Origin of the sequence: Dyella silvatica (assembly GCF_026283955.1) — a bacterium.
GTDB classification, from domain to species: Bacteria; Pseudomonadota; Gammaproteobacteria; order Xanthomonadales; family Rhodanobacteraceae; genus Dyella_C; species Dyella_C silvatica.
Genome location: NZ_JAPDPE010000059.1, coordinates 1 through 23,404, shown reverse-complemented (window position 1 = coordinate 23,404; position 23,404 = coordinate 1). Strand labels below are relative to the sequence as shown.

At 61.4% G+C, this 23,404-nt stretch carries 17 protein-coding genes and 1 pseudogene; 10 read left to right on the top strand and 8 right to left on the bottom strand.

The window, feature by feature from the left end:
• Positions 1-33 precede the first annotated feature (33 nt).
• From OUZ52_RS12785 to OUZ52_RS12775, 3 genes are all read left to right on the top strand, one after another.
• Positions 34-1,065 (top strand): class 1 fructose-bisphosphatase, encoded by a 1,032-nt coding sequence (locus tag OUZ52_RS12785; protein ID WP_266158783.1) that lies wholly within the window; start codon positions 34-36, stop codon positions 1,063-1,065.
• A gap of 254 nt (positions 1,066-1,319) precedes the next feature.
• Entirely contained in the window at positions 1,320-2,021 is a 702-nt protein-coding gene (locus OUZ52_RS12780; RefSeq protein ID WP_266158782.1) for a 2OG-Fe(II) oxygenase, read from the top strand.
• A 59-nt stretch (positions 2,022-2,080) separates the two neighbouring features.
• Entirely contained in the window at positions 2,081-2,992 is a 912-nt protein-coding gene (locus tag OUZ52_RS12775; RefSeq protein ID WP_266158781.1) for a patatin-like phospholipase family protein, read from the top strand.
• Positions 2,993-3,041: 49 nt separating this feature from the next.
• On the opposite strand, the gene OUZ52_RS12770 is transcribed toward OUZ52_RS12775, so the two are convergent.
• Positions 3,042-3,623, bottom strand: a complete 582-nt coding sequence (locus OUZ52_RS12770) for a GNAT family N-acetyltransferase (RefSeq protein ID WP_266158780.1) — start codon at positions 3,621-3,623, stop codon at positions 3,042-3,044.
• Between the two features lie 163 nt (positions 3,624-3,786).
• Between OUZ52_RS12770 and OUZ52_RS12765 the strand changes: the two genes are divergently transcribed.
• A complete protein-coding gene (locus tag OUZ52_RS12765) occupies positions 3,787-5,784 on the top strand; it encodes an alpha/beta hydrolase family protein (protein ID WP_266158779.1) in 1,998 nt (665 codons plus the stop codon).
• A 133-nt stretch (positions 5,785-5,917) separates the two neighbouring features.
• On the top strand, positions 5,918-7,276 hold the full coding sequence (yjjJ, locus tag OUZ52_RS12760) for a type II toxin-antitoxin system HipA family toxin YjjJ (protein WP_266158778.1): 1,359 nt from the start codon (positions 5,918-5,920) through the stop codon (positions 7,274-7,276).
• A gap of 35 nt (positions 7,277-7,311) precedes the next feature.
• Here yjjJ and OUZ52_RS12755 read toward each other — a convergent pair whose 3' ends face one another.
• Both OUZ52_RS12755 and OUZ52_RS12750 read right to left on the bottom strand, forming a co-directional pair.
• On the bottom strand, positions 7,312-8,394 hold the full coding sequence (locus OUZ52_RS12755; RefSeq protein WP_266158777.1) for a PA0069 family radical SAM protein: 1,083 nt from the start codon (positions 8,392-8,394) through the stop codon (positions 7,312-7,314).
• Between the two features lie 83 nt (positions 8,395-8,477).
• Positions 8,478-10,727: a hypothetical protein gene (locus tag OUZ52_RS12750; protein ID WP_266158776.1), complete on the bottom strand. Its 2,250-nt coding sequence runs from the start codon at positions 10,725-10,727 to the stop codon at positions 8,478-8,480.
• Positions 10,728-10,903: 176 nt separating this feature from the next.
• Here OUZ52_RS12750 and OUZ52_RS12745 point away from each other — a divergent pair, with 176 nt between their 5' ends.
• The gene (locus tag OUZ52_RS12745) at positions 10,904-11,149 is read left to right on the top strand and encodes a hypothetical protein (protein WP_266158775.1); all 246 of its coding nucleotides are present in this window, start codon (positions 10,904-10,906) and stop codon (positions 11,147-11,149) included.
• Between the two features lie 105 nt (positions 11,150-11,254).
• Here OUZ52_RS12745 and OUZ52_RS12740 read toward each other — a convergent pair whose 3' ends face one another.
• Positions 11,255-12,913, bottom strand: a complete 1,659-nt coding sequence (locus OUZ52_RS12740) for an MFS transporter (RefSeq protein ID WP_266158774.1) — start codon at positions 12,911-12,913, stop codon at positions 11,255-11,257.
• 74 nt (positions 12,914-12,987) lie between these two features.
• Positions 12,988-14,382: a porin family protein gene (locus tag OUZ52_RS12735; protein WP_266158773.1), complete on the bottom strand. Its 1,395-nt coding sequence runs from the start codon at positions 14,380-14,382 to the stop codon at positions 12,988-12,990.
• 308 nt (positions 14,383-14,690) lie between these two features.
• On the opposite strand from OUZ52_RS12735, the gene acs reads away from it, so the two are divergent.
• Positions 14,691-16,631 carry an acetate--CoA ligase gene (gene acs / locus OUZ52_RS12730; RefSeq protein ID WP_266158772.1) on the top strand — a complete coding sequence of 647 codons (1,941 nt, stop codon included), beginning with the start codon at positions 14,691-14,693 and terminating at the stop codon, positions 16,629-16,631.
• 90 nt (positions 16,632-16,721) lie between these two features.
• Positions 16,722-17,390: a response regulator transcription factor gene (locus OUZ52_RS12725; RefSeq protein WP_266158792.1), complete on the top strand. Its 669-nt coding sequence runs from the start codon at positions 16,722-16,724 to the stop codon at positions 17,388-17,390.
• 6 nt (positions 17,391-17,396) lie between these two features.
• Here the strand turns inward: OUZ52_RS12725 and OUZ52_RS12720 are convergent.
• Positions 17,397-20,821, bottom strand: a pseudogene (locus tag OUZ52_RS12720) (hybrid sensor histidine kinase/response regulator).
• Between the two features lie 105 nt (positions 20,822-20,926).
• Here OUZ52_RS12720 and OUZ52_RS12715 point away from each other — a divergent pair.
• Entirely contained in the window at positions 20,927-21,571 is a 645-nt protein-coding gene (locus tag OUZ52_RS12715) for a 4'-phosphopantetheinyl transferase family protein (protein ID WP_266158771.1), read from the top strand.
• 48 nt (positions 21,572-21,619) lie between these two features.
• Entirely contained in the window at positions 21,620-22,363 is a 744-nt protein-coding gene (locus OUZ52_RS12710) for a pyridoxine 5'-phosphate synthase (RefSeq protein WP_266158770.1), read from the top strand.
• 139 nt (positions 22,364-22,502) lie between these two features.
• On the opposite strand, the gene OUZ52_RS12705 is transcribed toward OUZ52_RS12710, so the two are convergent.
• Positions 22,503-22,919 (bottom strand): ExbD/TolR family protein, encoded by a 417-nt coding sequence (locus tag OUZ52_RS12705; protein WP_266158769.1) that lies wholly within the window; start codon positions 22,917-22,919, stop codon positions 22,503-22,505.
• A gap of 5 nt (positions 22,920-22,924) precedes the next feature.
• Positions 22,925-23,338: an ExbD/TolR family protein gene (locus OUZ52_RS12700; RefSeq protein WP_266158768.1), complete on the bottom strand. Its 414-nt coding sequence runs from the start codon at positions 23,336-23,338 to the stop codon at positions 22,925-22,927.
• Between the last annotated feature and the right edge of the window lie 66 nt (positions 23,339-23,404).

The window sequence follows — 23,404 nt, the reverse complement described above, 5'->3', positions numbered from 1 at the left end:
GACAATGCACGTTCCCTACTTTTCGGGCCTGCCATGAAGTCCATTTCGCTGATCCAGTTCCTGATCGAGGAACGCCGTGCCGGCCACGTCAACGCCGAGCTTTCGCTGCTGATCGAAGTCGTCGCCCGCGCCTGCAAGCGCAGTGCCGTCGCCACCAACAAGGGCGCCCTCGGCGGTGTACTGGGTATGGCAGGCTCGGCCGATGCGCTGAGCATGAATATCCAGGGCGAAGCACAGAAGAAGCTGGATGTGATCTCCAACGAGATCCTGCTCGAAGCGAATGCCTGGGGCGGCCACCTTGCCGCCTGCGCCTCGGAGGAAATGGAAGACCCGCAGCCGATTCCCGACATGTATCCCAAGGGCAATCACCTGTTGCTGTTCGACCCGCTCGACGGCAGCTCCAACATCGACGTGAATATCTCGGTCGGCACGATCTTCTCGGTGCTGCGTTGCCCGGATGGCGTGGTCGAGCCGAAGGCTGTCGATTTTCTCCAGCCCGGCACCACCCAGCTGGCCGCAGGTTATGTGGTGTATGGCCCGGCCACCGTGCTGGTGCTGACCTTTGGCCATGGCACGCATGAGTTCACCCTGGATCGCGAAGTCGGCAGCTTTGTACTCAGCCGCCGCGACATAAAGATTCCGGAAGAAGCCACCGAGTTCGCCATCAACATGTCCAACCAGCGCCACTGGGAAGCGCCGATGCAGCGCTATATCGGTGAACTGCTGGCCGGCAAGGAAGGCCCGCGCGGCAAGGATTTCAACATGCGCTGGGTCGCCTCGATGGTGGCCGACGTACACCGCATCGTGACTCGCGGCGGCGTGTTCTATTACCCGCTGGACGCCAAGATCAAGGCCCAGGGCGGCAAGCTGCGCATCATGTACGAAGCCAATCCGATGGCCTTCATCATCGAGCAGGCCGGCGGCGCCGCCACCACCGGCCGCGAACGCATCATGAGCCTGCAACCCACCGCCTTGCACCAGCGCGTGCCGGTGTTCCTGGGTTCGAAAAAAGAAGTCGAAGTGGCCACCCGTTACCACGTGGCCGCCGACGGCGCGCAAGGCTGAGGCCTTGCGGAATGTTTTCTCCCCCGCGGGGGAGAAAACAGCCGACGGCATCAACGCTCGTTCTGCAGCCCCCTTGCTCCATCCACCTGCACCGGCCAGGCAACGACCGGACGCTCGACGCGGTCTCCGGACTAAGTCGAAAGCTCGTAGCTTGTTGGTGCAGCTCATCGACCCATTCGGCGGCAGCGCGCTATAAACCAGAACAGGAAAGCCGTACACAACCCTTCTTTTATCCATGAGAGCCGGCGGGTCGCATGAATGACGATTTCATCGAGGTCTATGACGGCGTGCTCAGCAACGAGCATTGCGCCAGCCTGATCGAGCGCTTCGAGCACAGCGGCCAGGTGGTTCCCGGGCGGGTCGGCAGCGGGGTTTACCCCGAGTTGAAAGACAGCGGCGACATCACCATCAGCGGCCGGCCCGATTGGCGCGATGCCGAAACCGCCTTGAATCTGGCCATGCTTGCCGGCCTCACGGCGTATGTGCGGCGCTACCCCTACACGCTGATCGCACCGTTGATGTTGCAGATACCCGACCCCAGCAGCGGAGCGCTGCGGCGGTTACATAGCGATGACCTCAGCGGCATGGACGAGGCCACCTTGGGCGCGCTGGTGCGACAAGTGTTTGTGCCCGGCTCGATCAACCTGCAACGCTACCGGGCCGGCCAAGGCGGCTACCCGTACTGGCATTGCGAGCTCTATCCGAAAGACCCCGACGCGCAAACCCTGCATCGTCATCTGCTATGGACGATTTATCTCAATGATCGCTTCGCCGAAGGCGAAACCGAGTTCGTGCATCAGCAGCGCAAGATCACCCCACGTACCGGCAGCCTGCTACTCGCACCGGCTGCGTTCACCCATACCCATCGCGGCAACCGGCCGCAAGGCGGCGACAAGTACATCGCCACCAGCTGGGTTTTGTTTCAACGTGCCGAGCAGTTGTACGGCACGGCTTGAACGGCAGACAACGCGCGCCGGATTGCCTCATTACTGCCAGCAAGAGGCAACTACAATGCATGACCGCCCCCCGCTCTTTTCGACGCGCCTTGCCGCTGCTCGCCGTCGCGTTGTTAAGTGCCTGCACGCTGCACTCCAAACCGCCGGTGCCGCCACCGTTGCCGCCGCCGGCACCAGTCAAACTGCGCATCGGCCTGGCCTTGGGCGGTGGTGCCGCCAAGGGCTTTGCGCATATCGGGGTGATCAAGATGCTGGAGGCCAACGGTATTCATGCCGACGTGGTGTCCGGTACCAGCGCCGGTGCCGTGGTCGGTGCGCTGTACGCCAGCGGCATGGACCCGTTTCAGTTGCAGGAGCAGGCGTTCGCCCTGGACGAATCGAAAATCCGCGACGTACGCCTGTTCAGTGGCGGCCTGGTGCAAGGCCAGAAGCTGCAGGATTTCATGAATCAGCTGGTCGGCAACCGTCCGCTGGAGAAGTTGAAGCTGCCGTTTGCGGCGGTTTCCACACAACTGGAAACCGGTCAGCGCACGGTGTTCGTGCGCGGCAATACCGGCCAGGCGGTGCGTGCCTCCAGTAGCATCCCCGGCGTGTTCGAACCGGTGGAGATCAGCGGCAAGCATTATGTCGATGGCGGCGTGGTCAGCCCGGTGCCGGTGGATGCCGCGCGCGAACTGGGCGCGGACATCGTGATCGCGGTGGATATCTCCAGCAAGGCCAGCGGCAGCAATCCCAACGGCATGCTCGGCATCGTCAATCAATCGATCAGCATCATGGGTCAGAAGCTCGGCGAGCAGGAATTGTCTCGCGCCGATGTGGTGATCCGCCCGAAAGTCGGCCAGGTCGGTGCCACCGATTTCGAGCAGAAGAACCAGGTGATCCTGGAGGGTGAGCGGGCAACCATGGCAGCGATGCCACTCATTCGCGCCAAGATTGCGGCAAAAGCCGGGCTGGCGAACGCCGCCAAGTAAGCGACACGGCCCGCTCTTCAGGCACAGAGGAGGCCGAAGAAACCCTGCTTTAAGCGGGCAGATGACGAATCATGTGCTCGTAGCGATGCCCGGCCACGGTGCGCTCGCCATCCACCGTAAACCCGAGCCGCTGGTACAGCTGCTTCACCCGGGGCTTGTCCAAGTCCACCAGCAAACCGACGCGCTGGTGACCCTGTTCCAATGCATACGCGCAGGCGGCGTCGATCAGCCGCGCTGCGTGACCGCCACCACGGTGCGCTGGCGCGATGGTCAGCGCATCCAGGTAAAACTCGTCCGGCGCGCTTTCGATGTCATGCCTATGCTCGGCTGACGGCTCACGTTCCCGCAGCAAGGCAAGCACCGGCTTCGCCAGCAAGGCTTCGTCGCGCCCGGGATAGGCAAGCAGCGCCCCGGCCAGCTCCCCGCCGATCTCCATGACCAACACATAGTCATGGCTATAACGGTTGCCCACGGCCTCGAACCAGTGCCGGAACAGCGGCACGGCGGCCATCCAGTGATCGACGCCGGCCAGTTGCAGCGCGATGTGATCGATCGCCTCGACCAACAGCGGCACCACCCGCTCGGCATCGGCACGGACGGCGCGGCGCAGATGAATAGGGGCGTGGCTCATCAACCGGCTCTTGCTGCACAAGGGCCAGACAGTCTTGCACTTGGATCGGGGCAAACCAAGCTGTAGCGTGCATATCTGCCTTGCCTGACCGAGACGTCTGCCCATGCCCAAGCTCAGCCCGACTGCCCTCCGCTCGCTATCCCCTTTGCTTCTGGCCTGGCTGATGTTGCCTGCCCTGGCCGCCGCGGATACCGCCCACGTCGATCCACGGATCGAAAACCTGCTGGCTGGATTGGGCAAGCAGCAAACCTTTGATTCGGTGGCGCTCTCGCCCGATGGCCAGCAACTGGCCTGGGTAGTGCACGGCCAGGGACGCCCAACCATCGAAGTCGCGCAAATCGATGGCAGCAAGGTTCGCCATGTGGGTTTGTCGGAAAAGCCGCTTAGCTGCAGCGAGACCGATGTCAGTTGGGCACCGGATTCGCGCCATCTGGCTTTTCTTTCCGACTGCGGCAGCCGTACGGCCGGCGCGGAGGGCCGGCAGAAAAATCTCTACGTCACCGACACCCGCAGCGATGCGGCACCCAGGCGGCTGGCTACGCTTAGCGGCTATGCGCATGCATTGCGCTGGTCGCGCGACGGCAAAAGTGTGGGGTTTCTGTATGTCGTCGGTGCCACGCGACGCGCCAGCGCGTTGGCCGCGGCACGGCCGTCGATTGGCGAAATAGGCGTCGACGGGCTGGAAATTCAGCGCGTAGCCACGGTGTCGGCGGACGGCGGCGAAGTGCATCAACTCAGCCCTGCGCAGATGTATGTGTATGAGTTCTCCTGGTCGCCCGATGCCGGGCGCATCGCCTATATCGGCGCACCGCCGCCGGGCGATAACAATTGGTGGGTAGCCAAGCTTTATGTGCAGAACGCACAGCCTGATGCGGCAGCGACGACCTTGGTCGATCCAGCCACCGTCACCGGCCCTTTGAAAGGCTTGCAAATGGCATTGCCGATCTGGTCGCCCGATGGCAGCCAGATCGCTTTTATCGGCGGCTTGATGAGCGATGAGGGCTTTACCGGCGGCGACATTTACAGCGTTGCTTCGGCGGGCGGCGCAGCCCCGGTAAACCTCACCCCAGGCATTCATGTCACGCCCTCGTGGCTGGCCTGGACTGATGCGCAGCAGTTGTTGGTCGCGCAGTTCAGCAATGGCCAAAGCCAGGTGGCCGAATACACCATCGCAGACGGCGCGGCAAAACCCGACCGTATCTTGTTTACCCTGCCCGCCACCATCGGCGATGGCAGTGCGGAAATGGGCTTATCGCTGTCGCGCGATCAACGGCAGATCGCCTTCGTCCAGAGCAGCTACAACACGGCCGCGGAAGTACACGCCGGTGCACTGGGCACACAGGCGCCGCCGGCGGTAACCAGCATCAATGCCGGCCTCAAGCAAGATTGGGGCAAGGCCGAATCGGTGGAGTGGGATCACGACGGCCGGCACATCCAGGGCTGGTTGCTGTATCCAGCCGATTACGATGCCAGCAAGTCGTATCCGATGATTGTCGATGTACATGGCGGCCCTTCGGGGGCGGTGATTCCGCGCTGGCCGAACGTCGGTTTCGGCGGCGTGCCGTTTTCCGCCCTGGGCTATTTCGTCTTCATGCCTAACCCGCGCGGTAGCTATGGCCAGGGCGAGGCGTTCGTACAGGCCAACCGCAAAGACTTCGGCTACGGCGATTTGCGCGACGTGCTCGCCGGCGTCGACGCGATCGAAAAGAAGTATCCCATCGACGACAAACGCCTCGGCCTTACCGGTTGGAGCTACGGTGGTTTCATGACCATGTTCGGCGTCACCCAGACCTCGCGCTTTCGTGCCGCGGTGGCCGGTGCCGGTATCGCCAACTGGCAGAGCTACTACGGCCAGAATCTGATCGACCAATGGATGACGCCGTTCTTCGGTGCCTCGGTCTACGACGATCCGCAGGTCTACGCCAAAAGCTCGGCGATCAACTTCATCAAGCAGGTGAAAACACCCACCCTGGTGGTCGTCGGCGAACGCGATGCCGAATGCCCGGCACCGCAGTCGTTCGAGTTCTGGCATGCGCTGCGCGCGCAAAGCGTACCGACCTCGCTGGTGGTGTACCCCAACGAGGGACATCGCTTTGCCAATCCGGCGAATCAGCGCGATGTGTTGCAGCGGGCGTTGCTGTGGTTCCAGAAGTATCTCTAGCGACCACCATAAGCCGCCCATTGCCCCGAATATCTATTCACTAAATTAGTGAAAAATACAGCTAAGTCTTTGAATTTACTTCTACTTAACTTGGAGTATCTATTCAACTATCTATTCATTTATGAATAACCGTGTGCCAGAGCTCGACCGCCTACTCGCTATCCTGCGTCTACGTCGGATAGCGACAGCGCGCGAGTTAGGCGAGGCGCTTGGCACCAGTCAGCCCACGGTTTCGCGGTTGCTTACCGGCGCCGGTGATCGGATCGTCAAGATCGGTCGTGCGCGAAGCACACGTTATGCCGCCGTACGCGATGTCCGCGGATTGGGTCACCGCTGGCCGCTGTATCGTATCGACAGCCACGGGCGAGCACACAGTTTTGGCCATCTGGTCGCCTTGCACGGTGACGGTTGCTGGCTCGACGCGGCACAGCAAACCCCTTGGTTACGCGACGAATTCAATGACGGCTTGTTTCCCGGCCTGCCATGGTTTCTGGACGACATGCGACCACAAGGTTTTCTCGGCCGTCTGTTCGCCCAGCATTACGCGCGCGAACTCGGGCTTGGCGATGACATCCTGCGCTGGGATAGCGATGCGGTACTCGCTGCGCTCTTGCTGCGCGGCGAAGATGCCCCAGGCAACTTCGTGCTCGGCGAGGCCTCGCTGGATCGCGCACTACGAGCGCCGGCCCAACCGATACCATCCATCGCCCGTGCGCAGCGTTATACCGCCATGGCCGACGCGATACTCGCCGGCGAACAAGTCGGCTCCTTCGCAGCCGGCGAGCAACCGAAGTTCACCGCGTGCATTGAGACGGATGGCAGCCCGCGGCACGTCATCGTGAAGTTCTCCGAGCGCGTCGATGCAAACCCGGTAGGTAGGCGCTGGGCCGATTTGTTGATCGGCGAGCATCTTGCCGGCCAGGTGCTCGCTGAGCATGGCGAGGCTAGCGCAGCCAGCGAGTTGATCTGGTCCGATGGCCGGCTCTGCCTGCAATCGGACCGCTTCGACCGCATCGGCGCCCACGGCCGGCGCGGCGTCATCTCATTGGCGGCGTGGAGCGATGCGCATGATGGCGTGCGCGACCACTGGGCGGCAGCGGCCGAGCGGATGCAACAAGGTGGCTGGTTAAGTGTGGAAGCGGCAACGCAGATCCAGCGGCTGTGGTGGTTTGGCCAGATGATCGGCAACACCGACATGCACTTCGGCAACCTTGCGTTCTTTCTCGACGACACCTTGCCGCTGACTCCCAGCCCCAGCTACGACATGCTGCCCATGCTGTATCGCCCGACCAGCAACGGCAGCCTGCCATCGCGCCATTACCAACCACCGCCGCCAACACCGACGACACTGCCACACTGGCAACAAGCAGTCAGCTGGGCCACGGTGTTCTGGCAACGCGTTGCCGAGCACCCCGAGCTGAGTGCGGATTTTCGCGTCATCGCCCGTGACAACCGCCAGCAGCTGATTCACCTACAGCAGCGCTTTGGCTGATCGACGCCTGCCGCGTCGATCAGCATGACCACGCGCTAAAACAACTCGCCTTGTGGCGACACCTTGCGCGGCGGCACAAAAAGCGACGTATCCAGCTTCAACTCGCGTGATCGAGCAAAACCATGCCTGCGGCAGGCCACTTCAAAACGACGGCGCAGCAATTCGGCGAAGACGCCTTGTCCGCGCATGCGGGTACTGAAGTCGCTGTCGTAATCACGGCCGCCATTCATCTGCTGCACCAAGCTCATCACATGGCTGGCACATTGCGGTGCGTGCAGCGCCAGCCATTCGCGAAACAAGGCTTTGAGTTCGTACGGCAGGCGCAGCGTGGTGTAGCCAGCGCAACGCGCGCCGGCGTCGGCGGCTTGCTCCAGCACCGCTTCCATATCGCTGTCGTTCAAGGCGGGGATGATCGGCGCCACCAGCACGCCAACCGGCACGCCCGCTTCGGCCAGGGCGCGAATGGCCTTGATCCGTCGATGCGGCGCGCTGGCTCGCGGCTCCAGTTTGGCGGCGAGTTGGTTATCCAGCGAATTCACCGACACAAATACCTGCACCAGCCGCTCGCGCGCCATCGGCGCGAGGATATCCAGATCGCGTTCGACCATCGCGTTCTTGGTCACGATGGTGCACGGGTGGCGGCATTCGGCCAGTAGCTCCAGCACCGCGCGGGTTAACTTCCAACGCTTCTCTATCGGCTGATATGGGTCGGTATTGCTGCCGATATTGATCGGGCTGATGACGTAGCCGGGCTTGGATAAATCCATCCGTAGCACCTCGGCCAGATTGCTCTTGGCACGCAGCTTGGTTTCAAAATCCAGCCCGGGCGAAAGATTCAGATAGCTATGCGAGGGTCGCGCAAAACAATAAATACAACCGTGCTCACAACCGCGGTAAGGGTTTACCGCCTGGGTGAAATAAATATCCGGCGAATCATTGCGGGTGATGGCGCTGCGCGCGCGCTCTTCGGTGACTTCGGTACGCGGGCGCGGCGTATCTTCATCGAGCATGGCATGCTGCCAGCCGTCGTCCTCGGCCTGATGGCGAATGGATTCAAAGCGCCCCTCGGGATTGGAAGCGGCGCCACGGCCTTTGAACGGATGCGGAAGATCGATCATCTGCAAAGTGTGCGCCGACGACGTCTCAATCGCCGCGACACCACGGTCACGGTGGCTTTTTGAGGCAGCAAGAACTTATCCACTTACGGTGGGTTGAGCTGCTCTTGCAGTGCCTGGGCCATCGCGTCCAGCGGATAGTTTTGCTGTAGCTGGCGCTGCAACTCGGTAAATACCGGCGCGGAGATGGTCCAGCCCAGCGGTATCGGGTAATCGCCATGGCACAGGCGGAAATGCCACAGCATGTCGCCTTGGGTGAGCCCGGCCCGGTTCATTTGCAGGCCTTGTAGCAACTGCATGCGGGCGTACTCACCACGAGCACTGCGTGTATCGAGCAAGGCTTTCAGCGGCGCGGTCAACTCGTCATTGAGAATATTCTTCGGCGAGCCTAAAACCGCCGGACAAGCGGTTGAATACAGCGGTTGGAAATGCGCCGGATCGTGCTGGGTGACGAAATCGGCGATGTCCGGATCGTTGCTGATATGCAGCACGATAAAACGCAGGCTTTGTCCCCGTTGCGTCGCGATCGAGCGTAATTGCCGCATCACTTCCAGCAGCGTCGTGGTACCCGAGTTTTCAAAATAGCCGCCATCGACCAGTTGCAGCTCAGCGGGGGTGGGCGCTGGCGTCGCCGCGCTTTCCAGCGTGCCGGCCGGGCTAAGGTAGGTGAAGCGCGCACTATTGAGCACCACCTCGCTCAGCGGCACCCGCGGATCTAGCCAGACCGAGCCATCGAACGCGGCGGTCCAGGCCGACAACGGCGGCGATGGCTGGGCTGACATAGCCGTCGGGCGAAACGGATGCTGGATAAAGCGACGCCCCTCGGCCACCGTCGTGCTGTTGAGAAACAGCGCCGGCATGCGCGTATCCAGTTGCCCGTTGGCGGTTCGATAAAGTGCGCTGAGTGGCTCGGCGAACGCGCTCACGCCTTGCTTGCTCGCTGCCCATTCCCATGACCGAGTCAGTGCGCGGGAGCGATCGTCGAACCAGGCGCCGGGCAACCAGCGCTGAGTGAAATCGACAAAGAACATGTTGGCCAGCGTCGGCGCCAGAAAATCGTGGTTGAGCAAGGTTTGCGCAGCCGCCTCTAACGGGTTGCCTGCCGGCGCGCTGTTTCCCGGCGCGACGGCTTGATGCAGCAAGGCGACGTAGCTGGCCAGGCCAAGACTGCCACCGGAGACCCCGCTGCCAGCAAACATGTAGCGCCCCAGCAAAGGTTCGCCGGTCTTGCTGGGCCATCGACTATTCATCGTATCGGTCAACCTGCCCAGCACCAGCGCCGTCCACGCCGCGCCGCGAATACCGCCGCCCTCGCTAGAAGCCAGCACCACCGGGCAAGTTGTGCGCCCTGCGCAGCGATCATCCAGCCATGCCTTGGCATATTCATCGAAGCTCGGCCGTGTCTCTGCCGCGGCAGTCGCTGGCTGCTGGTGCGTACTCATGGCCGGGTACTGCCGCACGCGATGGTTATCGTTTAGCCGCAGCACATGCAGCAACAGGCTTAGCATCAGCAAGCTGCTTAGCAGCGGCAGGCCGCGGCGGTCCGCCAGCATGCATAGAAAGCCGCCACTGAGACAGAAAAAGCTTGCCGCTATCAGCAGGATCGCCAGCGGCCCAATGCCGTCCAGCAACTCGGGCCGCCAGGCGATCAGCCCTGTGACGACCATGTTCAAGCCGATCGCGAATGCGTAAAGCCACAACGGGAATCGGCCAAGCTCGCGTACCAGGGTCACCCGCGAATCGTCACTGGACTCGGTGCAGATGGCGCTGACATTCATGCGCCGCCACATGGCATTCATCAGGCGCCGACGACGTATGAAGAATACGATGAGAAAAGCCGACTCCAGCAGCAAGCCCATGGCACGCCAGCTGCGTTGCTGGCAATTCATGGTGATGCCGCAAGGGCCGTTTTGCACGCCGCGTAAAGACAGCAAATAACCGAGCAACACCAGCAACGGCACCGAGGCGCCAAGCAAGCGCGGAATCCAGTCGCGCAAGCCGGCGCCACGCGGATCTTGCAGCGCCGGCCAACGCGGATAACGCAAGCGATAGGCATTGCGCGCGGCGTACCAGATCGACAAGCCGGCCACGGCGCTGCTTGCCAGCAAACCAAGATAGCGCCCGGTACTGGGGTCGCTCCATACCGCGAACAGAAACAGCTCCGAAACCTGATCGACACCCACCGCCGCGAAAACGGCGATCAGCAGGATCAGCAGCGTGACACGCACCGGCTTGGCATGATCGATCAGGCACGCCAGCATGGCACCCAGCCAAGCACTCGCGCGAAACAAGCGGCCAGGCCCGACCGTCTCATCCACCGGCTGATGCTTATGCATGCTGTGCCCCTTATCGCTTGCGCCAGGTCCGCATGCTACGCCCGCATCGCGCCGATGTGACGTGATGCCGACAACATTCCCGCACGGCTGGCTATGCTGCGCGCGCCCACCGATCAGGCGTCAAGCCAGGGCCTGCAGGCAAGGTTACTGTCCATCCCTAGATACATGAGGCCCTCATGCGCTGGCTTCTATTGCTCGGCACGCTGTTCTCCTTGGCCCTTTGCTTTACCCGTCACAGCAGTGGCGCGATGGGTCTGTGGTTGTTACTCGGCCTGATCGGCCTGCTGGCGACCGGGCTGGCTTTTGCACAGGCGCGAATCAGCGCCGGCGCACGCGACGAATCATTGTCTGAGTATGAGCTGCAGCAATGGCGCACCGGCAAAAGCCCTCCTCCTGACGATCGCCTTGCATCGAAGCGCTAAGCGCCCTTGGCCAAACGCGGCATCGCCGACGGCACGACAGGTGATCTTCTGTCATGCCATCGGCGAGCGGATGGAGTGAGGGAAATTATTTGGACGTCTATATGATTAACCGCGAATGTCGACGTCTTTGGTCTCGCGAAGAAACAGCAGGCCAATGACAAAGCCGGCGACCGCGACAATGATCGGATACCACAGGCCGTAGTAAATATCGCCTTTCCATGCGACCAGCATGAAGCCGATGGTCGGTACGAAGCCGCCGAACCAGCCGTTGCCGATGTGGTAGGGCAAACTCATCGAGGTATAGCGAATCCGTGTCGGGAACATCTCGACCAGCCAAGCCGCGATCGGTCCGTAGACCATGGTGACGTAAAGCACCAGGATCGCCAGCAACAACACCAGCATCGGATAGTTCGCTTGCGCCGGGTCGGCCTTTTCCGGATAACCGGCGGCCTTCAAAGCGGCACCGGCCTTGGCACCGAAGGCCTTGCCTTGGGCAGCAAAGGTCGAACTATCCAGCGCCGTACCCTCAAAGGAGTCGATGACCGTAGCGCCGACTCTTACCTGCGCCACGCTGCCTGCGGCGGCGGCCTGGTTGGCATAAGGAATACCCTTCTTGGCGAGGAAGCTCTTGGCCACATCGCACGAGCTGGTGAATTTGCTCTTGCCCACTGGATCGAACTGAAAGCTGCATGTTGCCGGGTCGGCAATCACGACGACCGGGGCACTGACCGCCGCATGCTCGATGGATGGATTGCCAAAGTGGGTAAGCCCTTTGAAGATCGGAAAGTAAGTAAGCGCCGCCAGCAAACAGCCGGCCAGCACGATGGTCTTGCGGCCGATCTTGTCCGATAGCCAGCCGAAGAACACAAAAAACGGCGTACCGATGGCAAGCGCACAGGCTGTTAGAAGAATCGCTGTGGTGCTTTCGATCTTCAGGCTCTGGGTGAGAAAGTACATGGCGTAGAACTGACCGGTGTACCAGACCACCGCCTGCCCCGCCGTGGCACCGAGCAAGGCGAGTATCACCAGCTTGAGATTTTTCCACTGACCGAAGGCTTCGGTCAGTGGCGCTTTGGAGCCCTTGCCTTCTGCCTTCATCTGTTGGAACACAGGCGACTCTTGCAATTGCATGCGGATGTAGACCGACACCGCCACCAGCAACGAGGAGATCAGAAACGGAATGCGCCAGCCCCAGTCGTCGAAGCTGGCATCGCCCAGGCCCAGGCGGGTACCCAGAATGACCAAGAGCGACAAGAACAAGCCAAACGTGGCGGTGATCTGGATAAAGCTGGTATACAAACCGCGCTTGCCTTGCGGCGCATGCTCGGCGACATAGGTGGCCGCGCCGCCATACTCGCCTCCCAATGCCAGACCTTGCAGCATACGCAACGCGATCAACAGCACCGGTGCGGTCATGCCGATGTTGTCGTAGCCGGGCAGTACGCCGACCAGGAAGGTCGACATGCCCATGATGATGATGGTGATCAAAAAAGTGTATTTGCGCCCGATCAGATCACCAATGCGGCCGAACACAATCGCGCCGAACGGCCGCACCGCAAAGCCCGCGGCAAACGCCAGCAAGGCAAAAATGAATTGACTGGTTTCGTTGAGGCCGCTGAAGAAATGCTTGCCGATCAAGCTGGCCAGCGAGCCATAGAGATAAAAGTCATACCACTCGAAAACGGTGCCGAGGCTGGAGGCCAGCACCACGCGTTTGTGGCTGACGCCGATGGTATGGCCGGTGTTGACTGTGGTCGTCGCCAAGATGGTGTCCCTTGCTGAGATGATGGGCGGCCTTGCCTTGTGCCTAAGATAAGTCACAACGTCAAGCGATGGCGTCAGAAGTGATACAAGGCGTTGAGGCTGAACTGATTGCCGCTGGTGGTCTTGCGGTTGAGGCCATGGGTGGTGGAGTCGAGCTTGTCGTAAATCCACTCCGCGCCAAGCTCGTAGGCGCCCGCGGCGTACTGCAGGCTTAAGGCCGCCTGGCGATCCTTAAGCAGGCCGGTGGCTCCGTTCTCCAGCCAACGGATCACGTCGCGCTCATTGGGCTTGTTGAACGAGTAGAACGCGTTGGCGCTCCAGTTCGGCGTGAATTTGTAGCCGGCCTGGAGGAAGCCGCCGGTTTCCTTGATATCGCCGAACTGCGCCATGGCACCGAAGATCTCGCCAAGACCATTGCCTGTATACAGCAGCCCTTTAAACATCCACGGGCCGGGATTCCAGCTGCCACCGACTTCGTAGCCGGCACTGGTGATGTTGCTCTTGATCGGCGCGGCCGCGGCATTGCCGACGCCTTTCAAATTGACCTGGCTATAGTGCACCACGGCGTAGGCGAGCCAGTCTTTGTCCTGCACATGCAGGCGCGCCTCCAGCTGCGGTCTGAAGTTGGCATTACCCGCGCTCAAGTAATTGACGTTATTGCCCGGGCCGTTCCAGGCGCCCTCGAACGCGCCCAGATCCAGCCGCCATTGCGCGCCCGTGCTGCCGTGATTGAGATCCTGCATCCACACCACGCCGGGAAAACGCCAGCCAACCAGACCCACGCCGTAACCCAGCGGAAACGCAATATGCGAAAGCGATGTGGGCACCATATCCAGCGGAAACATCAGGTCCCACTGTTGACCGATGCGTAACTTGCTACCGCTGTCGGCATTGCTCAGATCCATATACGCCTGGCGCATGCGCGGTGTCGGCTGCTCCAGACTGTAGGCGCCGGTGCCGTTAAAGCCGCCGAAGAAATCCATTTCCACCCGGCCACCACCGCTCCAGTTGCCGGTGAACTTGGCCCCGCTAAAGTCGAGCCAGAAGCGCGTATTGCGCACATCGACACCGCTTAGCGTGCCGCTAGAACCCGGTACCGGGAATTCGGCATTCTGGCCATTGCCAAAGGTGAAGTTTCGGTTCTGGCTGAAAGCGCTGACACTGACAAATCCATGCAGCGCCACCGACACGCCGGGTGCGCTGCTGAAGACGGGTGCCGCCGTGACCGGCGCGGCGGCCACGGTTTGTGCCGCTGCGGCTGGAGCCGGCGGCGGCTGGGTGTTTGCCGTCTTCTGCGCCTGGATCATGCTTTTCAACTCGGCCAACTCCTGCTCCAGCTGGCTGACCCGTTGTTCGAGCTGCTTTTCGTGGCTGCCGTCTTGAGCGTTGGCCGCCCATGGCATGCCCAGGGCGCAGGCGACCGCCAAGGCAAGCATCTTGTTGCGCCGCGGCGCGTGGTGACATGTCATGGCTTGCCCCTCCCCGGGTCGATGACAGGTCAAGCATGGACGTGCTGCGCCGCGAGCGACTATTAGCCATTGGTCTAGACCGATGGCGCAGGCGGTGGCCATTTCAGCTTCGACGGGCTCCGCCACGCGGGTAAGCCGGCCTCGGTGCACACTCAATAATTAATGGGCGTATTCGACCAAGGTCGAGGCGCTGCGGAAACGTGCATATCATGAGCGGAAGGCTAAACTCAGCAGCTACGTTACGACGATCCCGCGCCACCTCGATACCCCCACCCGGTGCCTACGGCCCGGCCCAGCAGGAGTTTTTCATGTCCAAGCTCTACCCGGTCAATCCCGAGTTCGCCACCCATGCACGGATCCGCAAGGACGATTACGCGCGACTTTACGCCGAGTCGGTCAGCGACCCGGAGGGATTCTGGGGCCGTATCGGTCAGCGCTTGAACTGGTTGAAAGCGCCTAGCAAGATCAAAAACGTTTCTTATGATCCGAAAGACCTGCACATCCGCTGGTACGAAGACGGCGAGCTAAACGTGTCGGCCAACTGCCTCGACCGCCACCTGGCCGAGCGCGGCGACAAGACCGCGATCATTTTCGAAGGTGACGACCCAAACGATTCCCGCCGCATCAGCTATCGCGAGCTGCACGCCGAAGTATGCAAGTTCGCCAACACACTGAAAAATCTCGGCGTGCAGAAGGGCGACCGTATCGCCATCTATTTGCCGATGATCCCCGAGGCCGCGGTCGCCATGCTGGCCTGCGCGCGCATCGGCGCGATTCACTCGGTGGTGTTCGGGGGCTTCTCGCCGGATTCGCTGGCCGGACGCATTGCCGACTCGACGGCCAAGCTGGTGGTAACCGCCGACGAAGGTGTCCGCGGTGGCAAGCGTATACCGTTGAAAGCCAATGTGGATGCCGCGCTTGAACGGCCCGGCACCAACAGCGTGGAAACCGTGATCGTGGTGCGCCGTACCGGCAGCGCCGTCGCGATGCAGTCGCCGCGTGACCGCTATTACCACACCCTGATGGAAGGCCAATCGGCCGATTGCCCACCGACCCCGGTCGAGGCCGAGCACCCGCTGTTCATTCTGTACACCTCCGGCTCCACCGGCATGCCGAAGGGCGTGTTGCATACCTCGGGCGGCTATCTGGTTTTTGCCAGCTATACCCACGAGCTGGTTTTCGATCTGCGCGAAGACGACGTCTACTGGTGCACTGCCGATGTCGGCTGGGTTACCGGTCACAGCTATGTGGTGTACGGCCCGCTGGCCAACGGCGCGACGACGGTAATGTTCGACGGCGTACCGAACTACCCCGACTACAGCCGCTTCTGGCAGGTGGTGGACAAGCATAAGGTCAGCTTGTTTTACACCGCACCGACGGCGATCCGTGCGCTGATGCGCGAGGGCGAAGGCCCGGTCAAGAAGTGCTCGCGCAGCTCACTGCGGCTGCTTGGCTCGGTCGGCGAGCCGATCAATCCGGAGGCCTGGGAGTGGTATTACCGCGTGGTCGGCGACCAGCGTTGTCCTATCGTCGATACCTGGTGGCAGACCGAAACCGGCGGCATTCTCATCACCCCGCTGGCCGGCGCCATCGATGCCAAGCCGGGTTCGGCCACCTTGCCGTTCTTCGGCGTCAAACCGGCCATCGTCGATGCCAGCGGCACGGTGTTGGAAGGTGCCACCGAGGGTAACCTGGTCATTACCGATTCCTGGCCGGGCCAGATGCGCACGGTGTATGGCGATCATCAGCGCTTTATCGAAACCTATTTCAGCGCTTACCCCGGCAATTACTTCACCGGCGATGGCGTCCGTCGCGACGAAGACGGCTATTACTGGATCACCGGGCGCGTCGACGACGTCATCAATGTCAGCGGTCATCGCATCGGCACCGCCGAAGTGGAGAGCGCGCTGGTCTCGCATCCCAAGGTCGCCGAGGCCGCCGTGGTCGGTTGCCCGCACGACATCAAGGGCCAGGGCATCTACGCCTATGTCACCTTGATTGCCGGTGAAACCGGCAGCGATGAACTGCGCAAAGAACTGGTCGCCTGGGTGCGCAAGGAGATCGGCCCGATCGCCACGCCAGACTATCTGCAATGGGCTCCTGGTTTGCCGAAAACCCGCTCGGGCAAAATCATGCGCCGCATCCTGCGCAAGATCGGCGAAAACCTGCCGGATCAGCTCGGCGATATTTCCACCCTGGCTGATCCGAGCGTGGTAAAGAACTTGGTCGATGAGCGGTTGATCAAGTGACCCAGACGGGAAGCACCGGGCGCTATGGGAAACACATGGCGGCAAAGCAGCTCGCTGTGCGTGCGCTGGCAGGTCTGGCCCTGGCCGCTCATGGCTGAGGTGCTGATTGCGGATGATCACCCGCTGTTTCGCGATGCTTTGCAACGCGCGGTGATCGCCGCCATGCCCCTGGCGACGGTGCACAGCGCCGATCGCGTCGATGCTTTGTTGAGCCTGATCGAGCAGTATCCCGACGCAGAATTGCTACTGCTCGATTTGCATATGCCTGGCGCACGCGGTTACTCCGCGCTGGTGCATGTGCGCAGTCAGTACCCCAGCCTGCCGACCATCGTGGTGTCCGGCCATGAGGAGGCGCATGTCGCCCGCCGCGCACTGGCCCATGGCGCGTCGGCGTACATTCCCAAATCCACGCCGGGCGAAGACATCATCTCGGCGATTCGCTGTGTGCTGGATGGTGACGTCTGGCTGCCGCAGCGGTTGCTGGGCGATGGCATGGCTTTGAAGCCTGACGAAGCTGAGGTCGCCGCGCGTATCGCCACGCTTACGCCGCAACAGTTCCGAGTCATGACGATGATTGCGGAAGGCTTGCTCAACAAGCAGATCGCCTACGATTTGAATGTTTCCGAGGCGACTGTCAAAGCGCATATGACCGCCATCATGCGCAAACTCGGTGTCAATAACCGCACGCAAGTCGCCTTGGTGGCGGCGCATCTGGCGGTAGATCAAGATGCGCTTCCGCTCATACCCGACGACGAGTGAACCCGGCTATTTTCTTATCGAAGCGAGCAAGGCGCGCAGCACGGCTGGGCGAATGGGTTTATGCATCAATGGAAGGCCAAGTGAACGCGCCTGCTTTTTCAACTCGCTGCTGCCATCGGCAGTAATCATCGCCACCGATGGCAGCACCCGCAACATGCTGCGCAAGTACGCCACCGCCTGCAGGCCATTCATCTCATCGTTGAGGTGGTAGTCGGCCAGGATTAAGTCGATGGCACCGTGCCGCAGTTCATTCAACGCCTGTTGCACATCGAGTGCACGGCGGCAGTCGACGCCCCAGCGCTGCAGCAAGGCATGCATACCATCGAGAATGGCCGGATCGTTATCCAGGCACAGCACGGTCAGCGGCAATTGTTCCAGATGCGCGGGCATCGAGCTGACGCGGCGACGCGCTACCCATGCCTCTGTGCGCGGCACGTAAATCGAGAAACAGCTGCCATGCCCCACGCTGGAATCCAGGGTCAGCCGGTGACCAAGAATGTTGGCCAGGCGATCGCAGATCGACAGCCCCAGGCCAAGCCCTTTTTCGCCCCAGGGTGAGGGCTGCTCAAGACGCTGGAATTCATCAAAGATGCGTACCCGCTGCTCGATCGCAATGCCGGGGCCGGAGTCCCATACGCCGATGCGCACGTCGCTTCCCACCCGCCGCGCACCGAGCAACACGCCGCCATGTTGGGTATAGCGCAACGCATTGGCGGTGAAGTTTTGTAGAACACGCCGCAGCAATTGCGGATCGCTATGCACCACCAGCCGAGTGGGAACAGTGCGCAAACGCAGGCGTCGCTGTTCGGCGATCACCGCGAACTGCGCCTGCAGGGAATCGAACACATCGGCCAAGGCAAAGGGGCCGATATCCGGACGATAGCTGCCGGCATCCAGCCGCGAGGTGTCGAGCAGCGCATCGAGTAGATCTTCCGCCGCGCGAAAGGACGCATCGATACGCTCGGCCAGCTGCGTGGCCTCGCCGTCGAGGCCCGGATGGTGGCGCAGCGCTGAGGTAAACAGTCGTGCCGCGTTCAATGGCTGCAATAAATCATGACTGGCCGCGGCCAGGAACCGCGTCTTGGACACGTTGGCTGCCTCGGCTTCACGCTGCGCCTGGGCCGTGGCAACCAGCGCATCGCTAAGCTCCGCGGTGCGCTGCTCGACCCGTTGTTCCAGGGTTTCATTCGCCTCGATCAAAGCCTGCTCGGCATGTTTATAGGCGGTGACATCGGTATAGGTGGTGACATAGCCGCCACCGGGCAATGCACGGCCGCGCATCTCGATCACCGTGCCATCGGGGCGAATGCGTTGAAACAAATGCGCTTGACCACATGCGCCTGGACCTCGCCCGGTCCACATTCGCCGTGGTCCGCGTTCCAGCGAATCAGCTCCGCCACCGGCAAGCCGACGTAGACCATGCCATCGGGATAATCGAACAGTTCGATGTAGCGTCGATTCCACGCGACCAGGCGCATGTCGGCATCGACCACGCTAATGCCTTGCGACACATTTTCCAGCGTCGTCGATAATAGCTCGCGATTAAAACGCAGCTCTTGTGAGGCCTCGTCCATCAAGGCCACCGCTTCGGCGATATCCAAGCCGGTGCCGGACAGGGCGCCCATCAGGATGCGTCGGGCGCTGGCCGCGCCAACCGCCGCCGCGAGCAAGCGCTCGGTGTACTGGATCAGCGCGCGATCGGCGGCTTCATTCGCTTGCAGTACGCGGCCACGGCGCAGGCCATATTCGATGAAGGCGCGCTCGGTGCTGCGCAGCCCGACGATGCGCTCGGCGATGGTGCGCAAATCACCCACCACGACACGGCCGCGCCAATCGCCGGAGCCACCGCTATCGCTGGTATATGGGTCGATGAACATCGCCGCGTGTAGCCGCTCTTCCAGGCTGGGTCGAAAACGCAGCGAGATGAAAACCAGGCATCCCACATTGACTAGTAACGACCAGAACGTGCCGTGCATCACCGGGTCCCAGCCGCTCAGATGCAGCAAGGCATGCGGCCGCAGCCAGTCCATGCCGAGCGGCCCCTGTTCCAGCCAGCTCGCTTTGCTGTCCAAAGCCGGCAATAGCAAGGTGTACATCCACATGACGAAGCCGCCAAGCAGGCCGCTGATCACACCTCGACGACTCGCACCACGCCAATACAGTGCCGAGATCATCGCCGGCGCGAACTGCGCCACCGCGGCAAAGGCGAGCAAGCCTGTCTGCGCGAGATTGCCGGTATCGGGCACCAGGTGGTGATACAGATACGCCATCACCGCCAACGCAATGATGGCGAGGCGGCGAACCAGCAGAACCAGCGTCGACACATCGTTGCGTTGCTCAAGCCGCAGCCGGCGTATGCGCCATAGCACGGGCATGACCAGGTCATTGCTGATCATGGTGGACAAGGCTACCGACGCCACGATCACCATACCGGTAGCCGCGGAGAATCCGCCGATGAACGCCAGCAGCGCCATGCCGCGATCGCCATATGCCAAAGGCAGGTTCAGTACCCAGATATCTGCATTGCCGTCGCTGACCCCTGGCAGATGCATGCCTGCGGCGACGATGGGCAACACCGCTACGCTGACCAAGCCCATGTATATCGGTATCAGCCAGCGTGCACGGTATAGATCTCGCGGGTCCTCGCATTCGACCACGCCGGTGTGGAACTGGCGCGGCAGGCAAAACATGGCGCAGAACGCCAGCAGGGTTTGCGCCATGAATCCTGGCGAGACACCATCGGCCAACAGCCGCTGTGGCATGTGCACGGTTTCTTGTAGACCGGGACCACGCCATAACGCATAGCCGGCCAACGCCATGAAGGCGAGCAGTTTGATCAACGATTCCAGCGCGATCGCCAACATCATGCCGTGGTGATGTTCGGTGGCATCGATGCTGCGCGTGCCGAACAAGATCGCGAAGGTGGCCAGCAGGATGGCGCACCATAAGGCGCTATCGCCTAACGTCGTGGTGCCCGGAGCGGTCAAGTCGCTAAGCACGCCATACGACGTCGACACGGCTTTGAACTGCAGGGCCAGATACGGCACCACCGCGATCACGGCAATCAGCGCGACCAGGGCAGCCAGGCCATGCGATTTGCCGAACCGTGCGCCGATGAAATCCGCTATCGAAGTGATGTTGCGTTGCCGCGCCACCAGCACCAGGCGACGCAGCAGACCGAAGCCGAAGACAAACAGCAGGATCGGCCCGAGATAGATCGGCAGATAGGCCAGGCCGTCACGTGCCGCGGTGCCTACCGCACCGTAGAATGTCCAGGACGAGCAGTACACCGCTAGCGCCAGGCTATAAATCAACGGTCGCAGTTTGGGCTGTCGCGGATACAGCGGCCGCCGATCGCCCATATAGGCCACCAGAAACAACAGGCCCACATAGAGCAACGAAATGATCAGCAGAAGCCAACCCGCTATCACCTGGGTATCTCTCCTCGTCGCGTGTGCCTTTTACTGTCAGCCCTTTCCCCGGCAATTACCTCACTTGCCTTGTGCAGGCCGCCATGACCCCGGCACCATGTACGTATGAGAACGACAAATGGGCAACTGGCGTCGAAAGTAGCAGAGCATCTGCGCGATGACGAGATACATGTCTGGCGGCTTGCTTACGATCATCACCAGGGCCGCGCGCCGTTGCGCGCCTTGTTGGCCGCCTATCTTCAGCATGCCGACGAGTCGCCGCAACTCATCGAGGGCGAGTACGGTCGCCCTGAACTCGCCGCGCCGCATGCCGGCAAGCTGAGTTTTAACTGGTCGCACAGCGGTGATCAGGCGTTGATCGCGATCGCCCGCGGCCTCACGCCGGGTATCGACTTGGAACAGCTGCGCGATCGTCCGCGAGCACTGGAAATCGCGCGGCGTTATTTCAGCCCCGACGAAAGCGCGGCCCTCGAAGCGCTTGACCATGCCGCACGCAGCGCTGCGTTTCTTGAGCTTTGGACGGCTAAAGAGGCCGTGCTGAAGGCACTTGGCCGCGGCCTGGCTTTCGGTTTGCATCGCTTGAATATTCAGATGCAGGCAGACCGGCTGCACCTGCAATGGCTGGATCACGACGATGCTGCGCAATGGCAGCTTCAGCGCTTGCCGCTCGACGCCAGGCATGTCGGCACGCTGGCCTGGCGCGGGCCGCCACGGCGGGTTCAGCACTGGACACTTGCTGCCGCCGATTGAACGGCGCACTGTTGCCAGCCCACTGTTTACGTTCTCTTGCTGCCAGCCATGACCCTGCTTAGTGTCAATCTCAACAAAATCGCCGTACTGCGTAATTCGCGCGGCGACGACGAACCCTCCATCACCCAGGCCGCGCAGACTTGCATCGAAGCCGGCTGCGGCGGTATTACCGTGCATCCACGCCCCGATCAGCGCCATGTTCGCCCTGACGATGTGCGTGCGCTGGCCGGCATGCTGCGTGGGCGGGTGGAATACAACATCGAAGGCAATCCTTTTGCGCCTGCGCGGGGCAGTTATCCCGGCTTGCTGGCCCTGGCCCGTGAGGTTCGTCCCACCCAGGTCACCTTGGTACCCGATGGCGATGGCCAGATTACTTCGGATCATGGCTTTGATCTTGAGCGCGACATCGAACGCTTGCGTCCGCTGGTCGAGGAGTTGCACGACATCGGCAGCCGGGTCAGTTTGTTCGTCGATGCCGGCACGCAGAATTTCAGCGCGGCGGTAGCCATCGGGGTCGATCGCATCGAGATCTATACCGGGCCCTATGCGCATGCCTTTGCAGCAGGCAATGCGCACGAGCAGCTCGCGCTGTGCCTGGAAACAGCCAGGCGCGCGCAGCAAGCGGGGTTAGCGGTGAATGCCGGGCATGATTTGAGTCAGGCCAATCTCGGCACCTTCCGTGCGGCGATTCCCGGTCTGGCCGAGGTTTCGATTGGCCACGCACTGATCGGCGAAGCGCTTTACGAAGGGCTGGCAACCACCGTGCGAAAGTATCTGCAAATACTGCGCTGAGGCTAAACAGCCGTCTTAGTCTCAAGACGCTTAGACGACATCATTTAGACGGCTATTCGAAAACAAAAACCCCCGCGCAAGGCGGGGGTTTTCGTGGGTAGCGTTACATGAATCCGCAATCCGATGAAGCGTTACGGAATCACTGGCCTTCGGTGAAGCCGATCTTGGTCAAACCGTAGCTCTTCGCATCGGACAGCACGCGAGCAACGTGCTCGTATGCCACACCATCGTCTGCGTTGATCTGTACTTCCGGCTGTTTGGTCACATCACTCTGACCACCAATCACCGCAAGCTGTGCTTTCAAACCCGACTCATCGACCGGCGTGTCGTTCCAGTACAACGCGCCAGCTTGATCGATCTTCAGACGGATCGGATCAGGCGGATTTTCAGGCGTGACCACATCCGGATTTGGCTGTGGCAGATCGATTTTTACTTTGTGGGTCAGAATCGGTGCCGTAATCATGAAGATGATCAACAGCACCAACATCACGTCGACCAGCGGCGTGACGTTGATGTCAGCCATTGGCCCTTTGCCACTACCAGAACTGAATGCCATGACTGTTACTCCTTGCCGGTCGTGATGAAACCGACATGGACCATGCCTTGCTCCTTGGCAGCGCCAAGGATCTTACGCACGATCTTGTACTCCGTCGCCTTGTCTGCGCGGAGCTGAAGTTCAGGCTGCGGCGACTTCGCCGCCGCAACCGCAAACTGAGCCTTCAACTCGGCATCTGTGACTTCGTTGTCATTGAGATACATCGTGCCATCGGACTTGACGGCCAGATCCATCGGTTCCACGAACTCCGAATCCGCAACCTTCGGATTCGCAGTCGGCAGTTCGACGGTGATCCGATGGGACATCAGCGGCGCGGTGATCATGAAGATGATCAGTAGCACCAGCATCACGTCGACCAGCGGCGTGACGTTGATCTCCGACATCGGACCGCCGGAACTGTCTCCAGAGCTCATCGCCATGGGTCAATCCCTCACTTCTGGCCTTCGACACGCGCACCAGTAGCGAAGAAGTCGTGCAGGTCATGC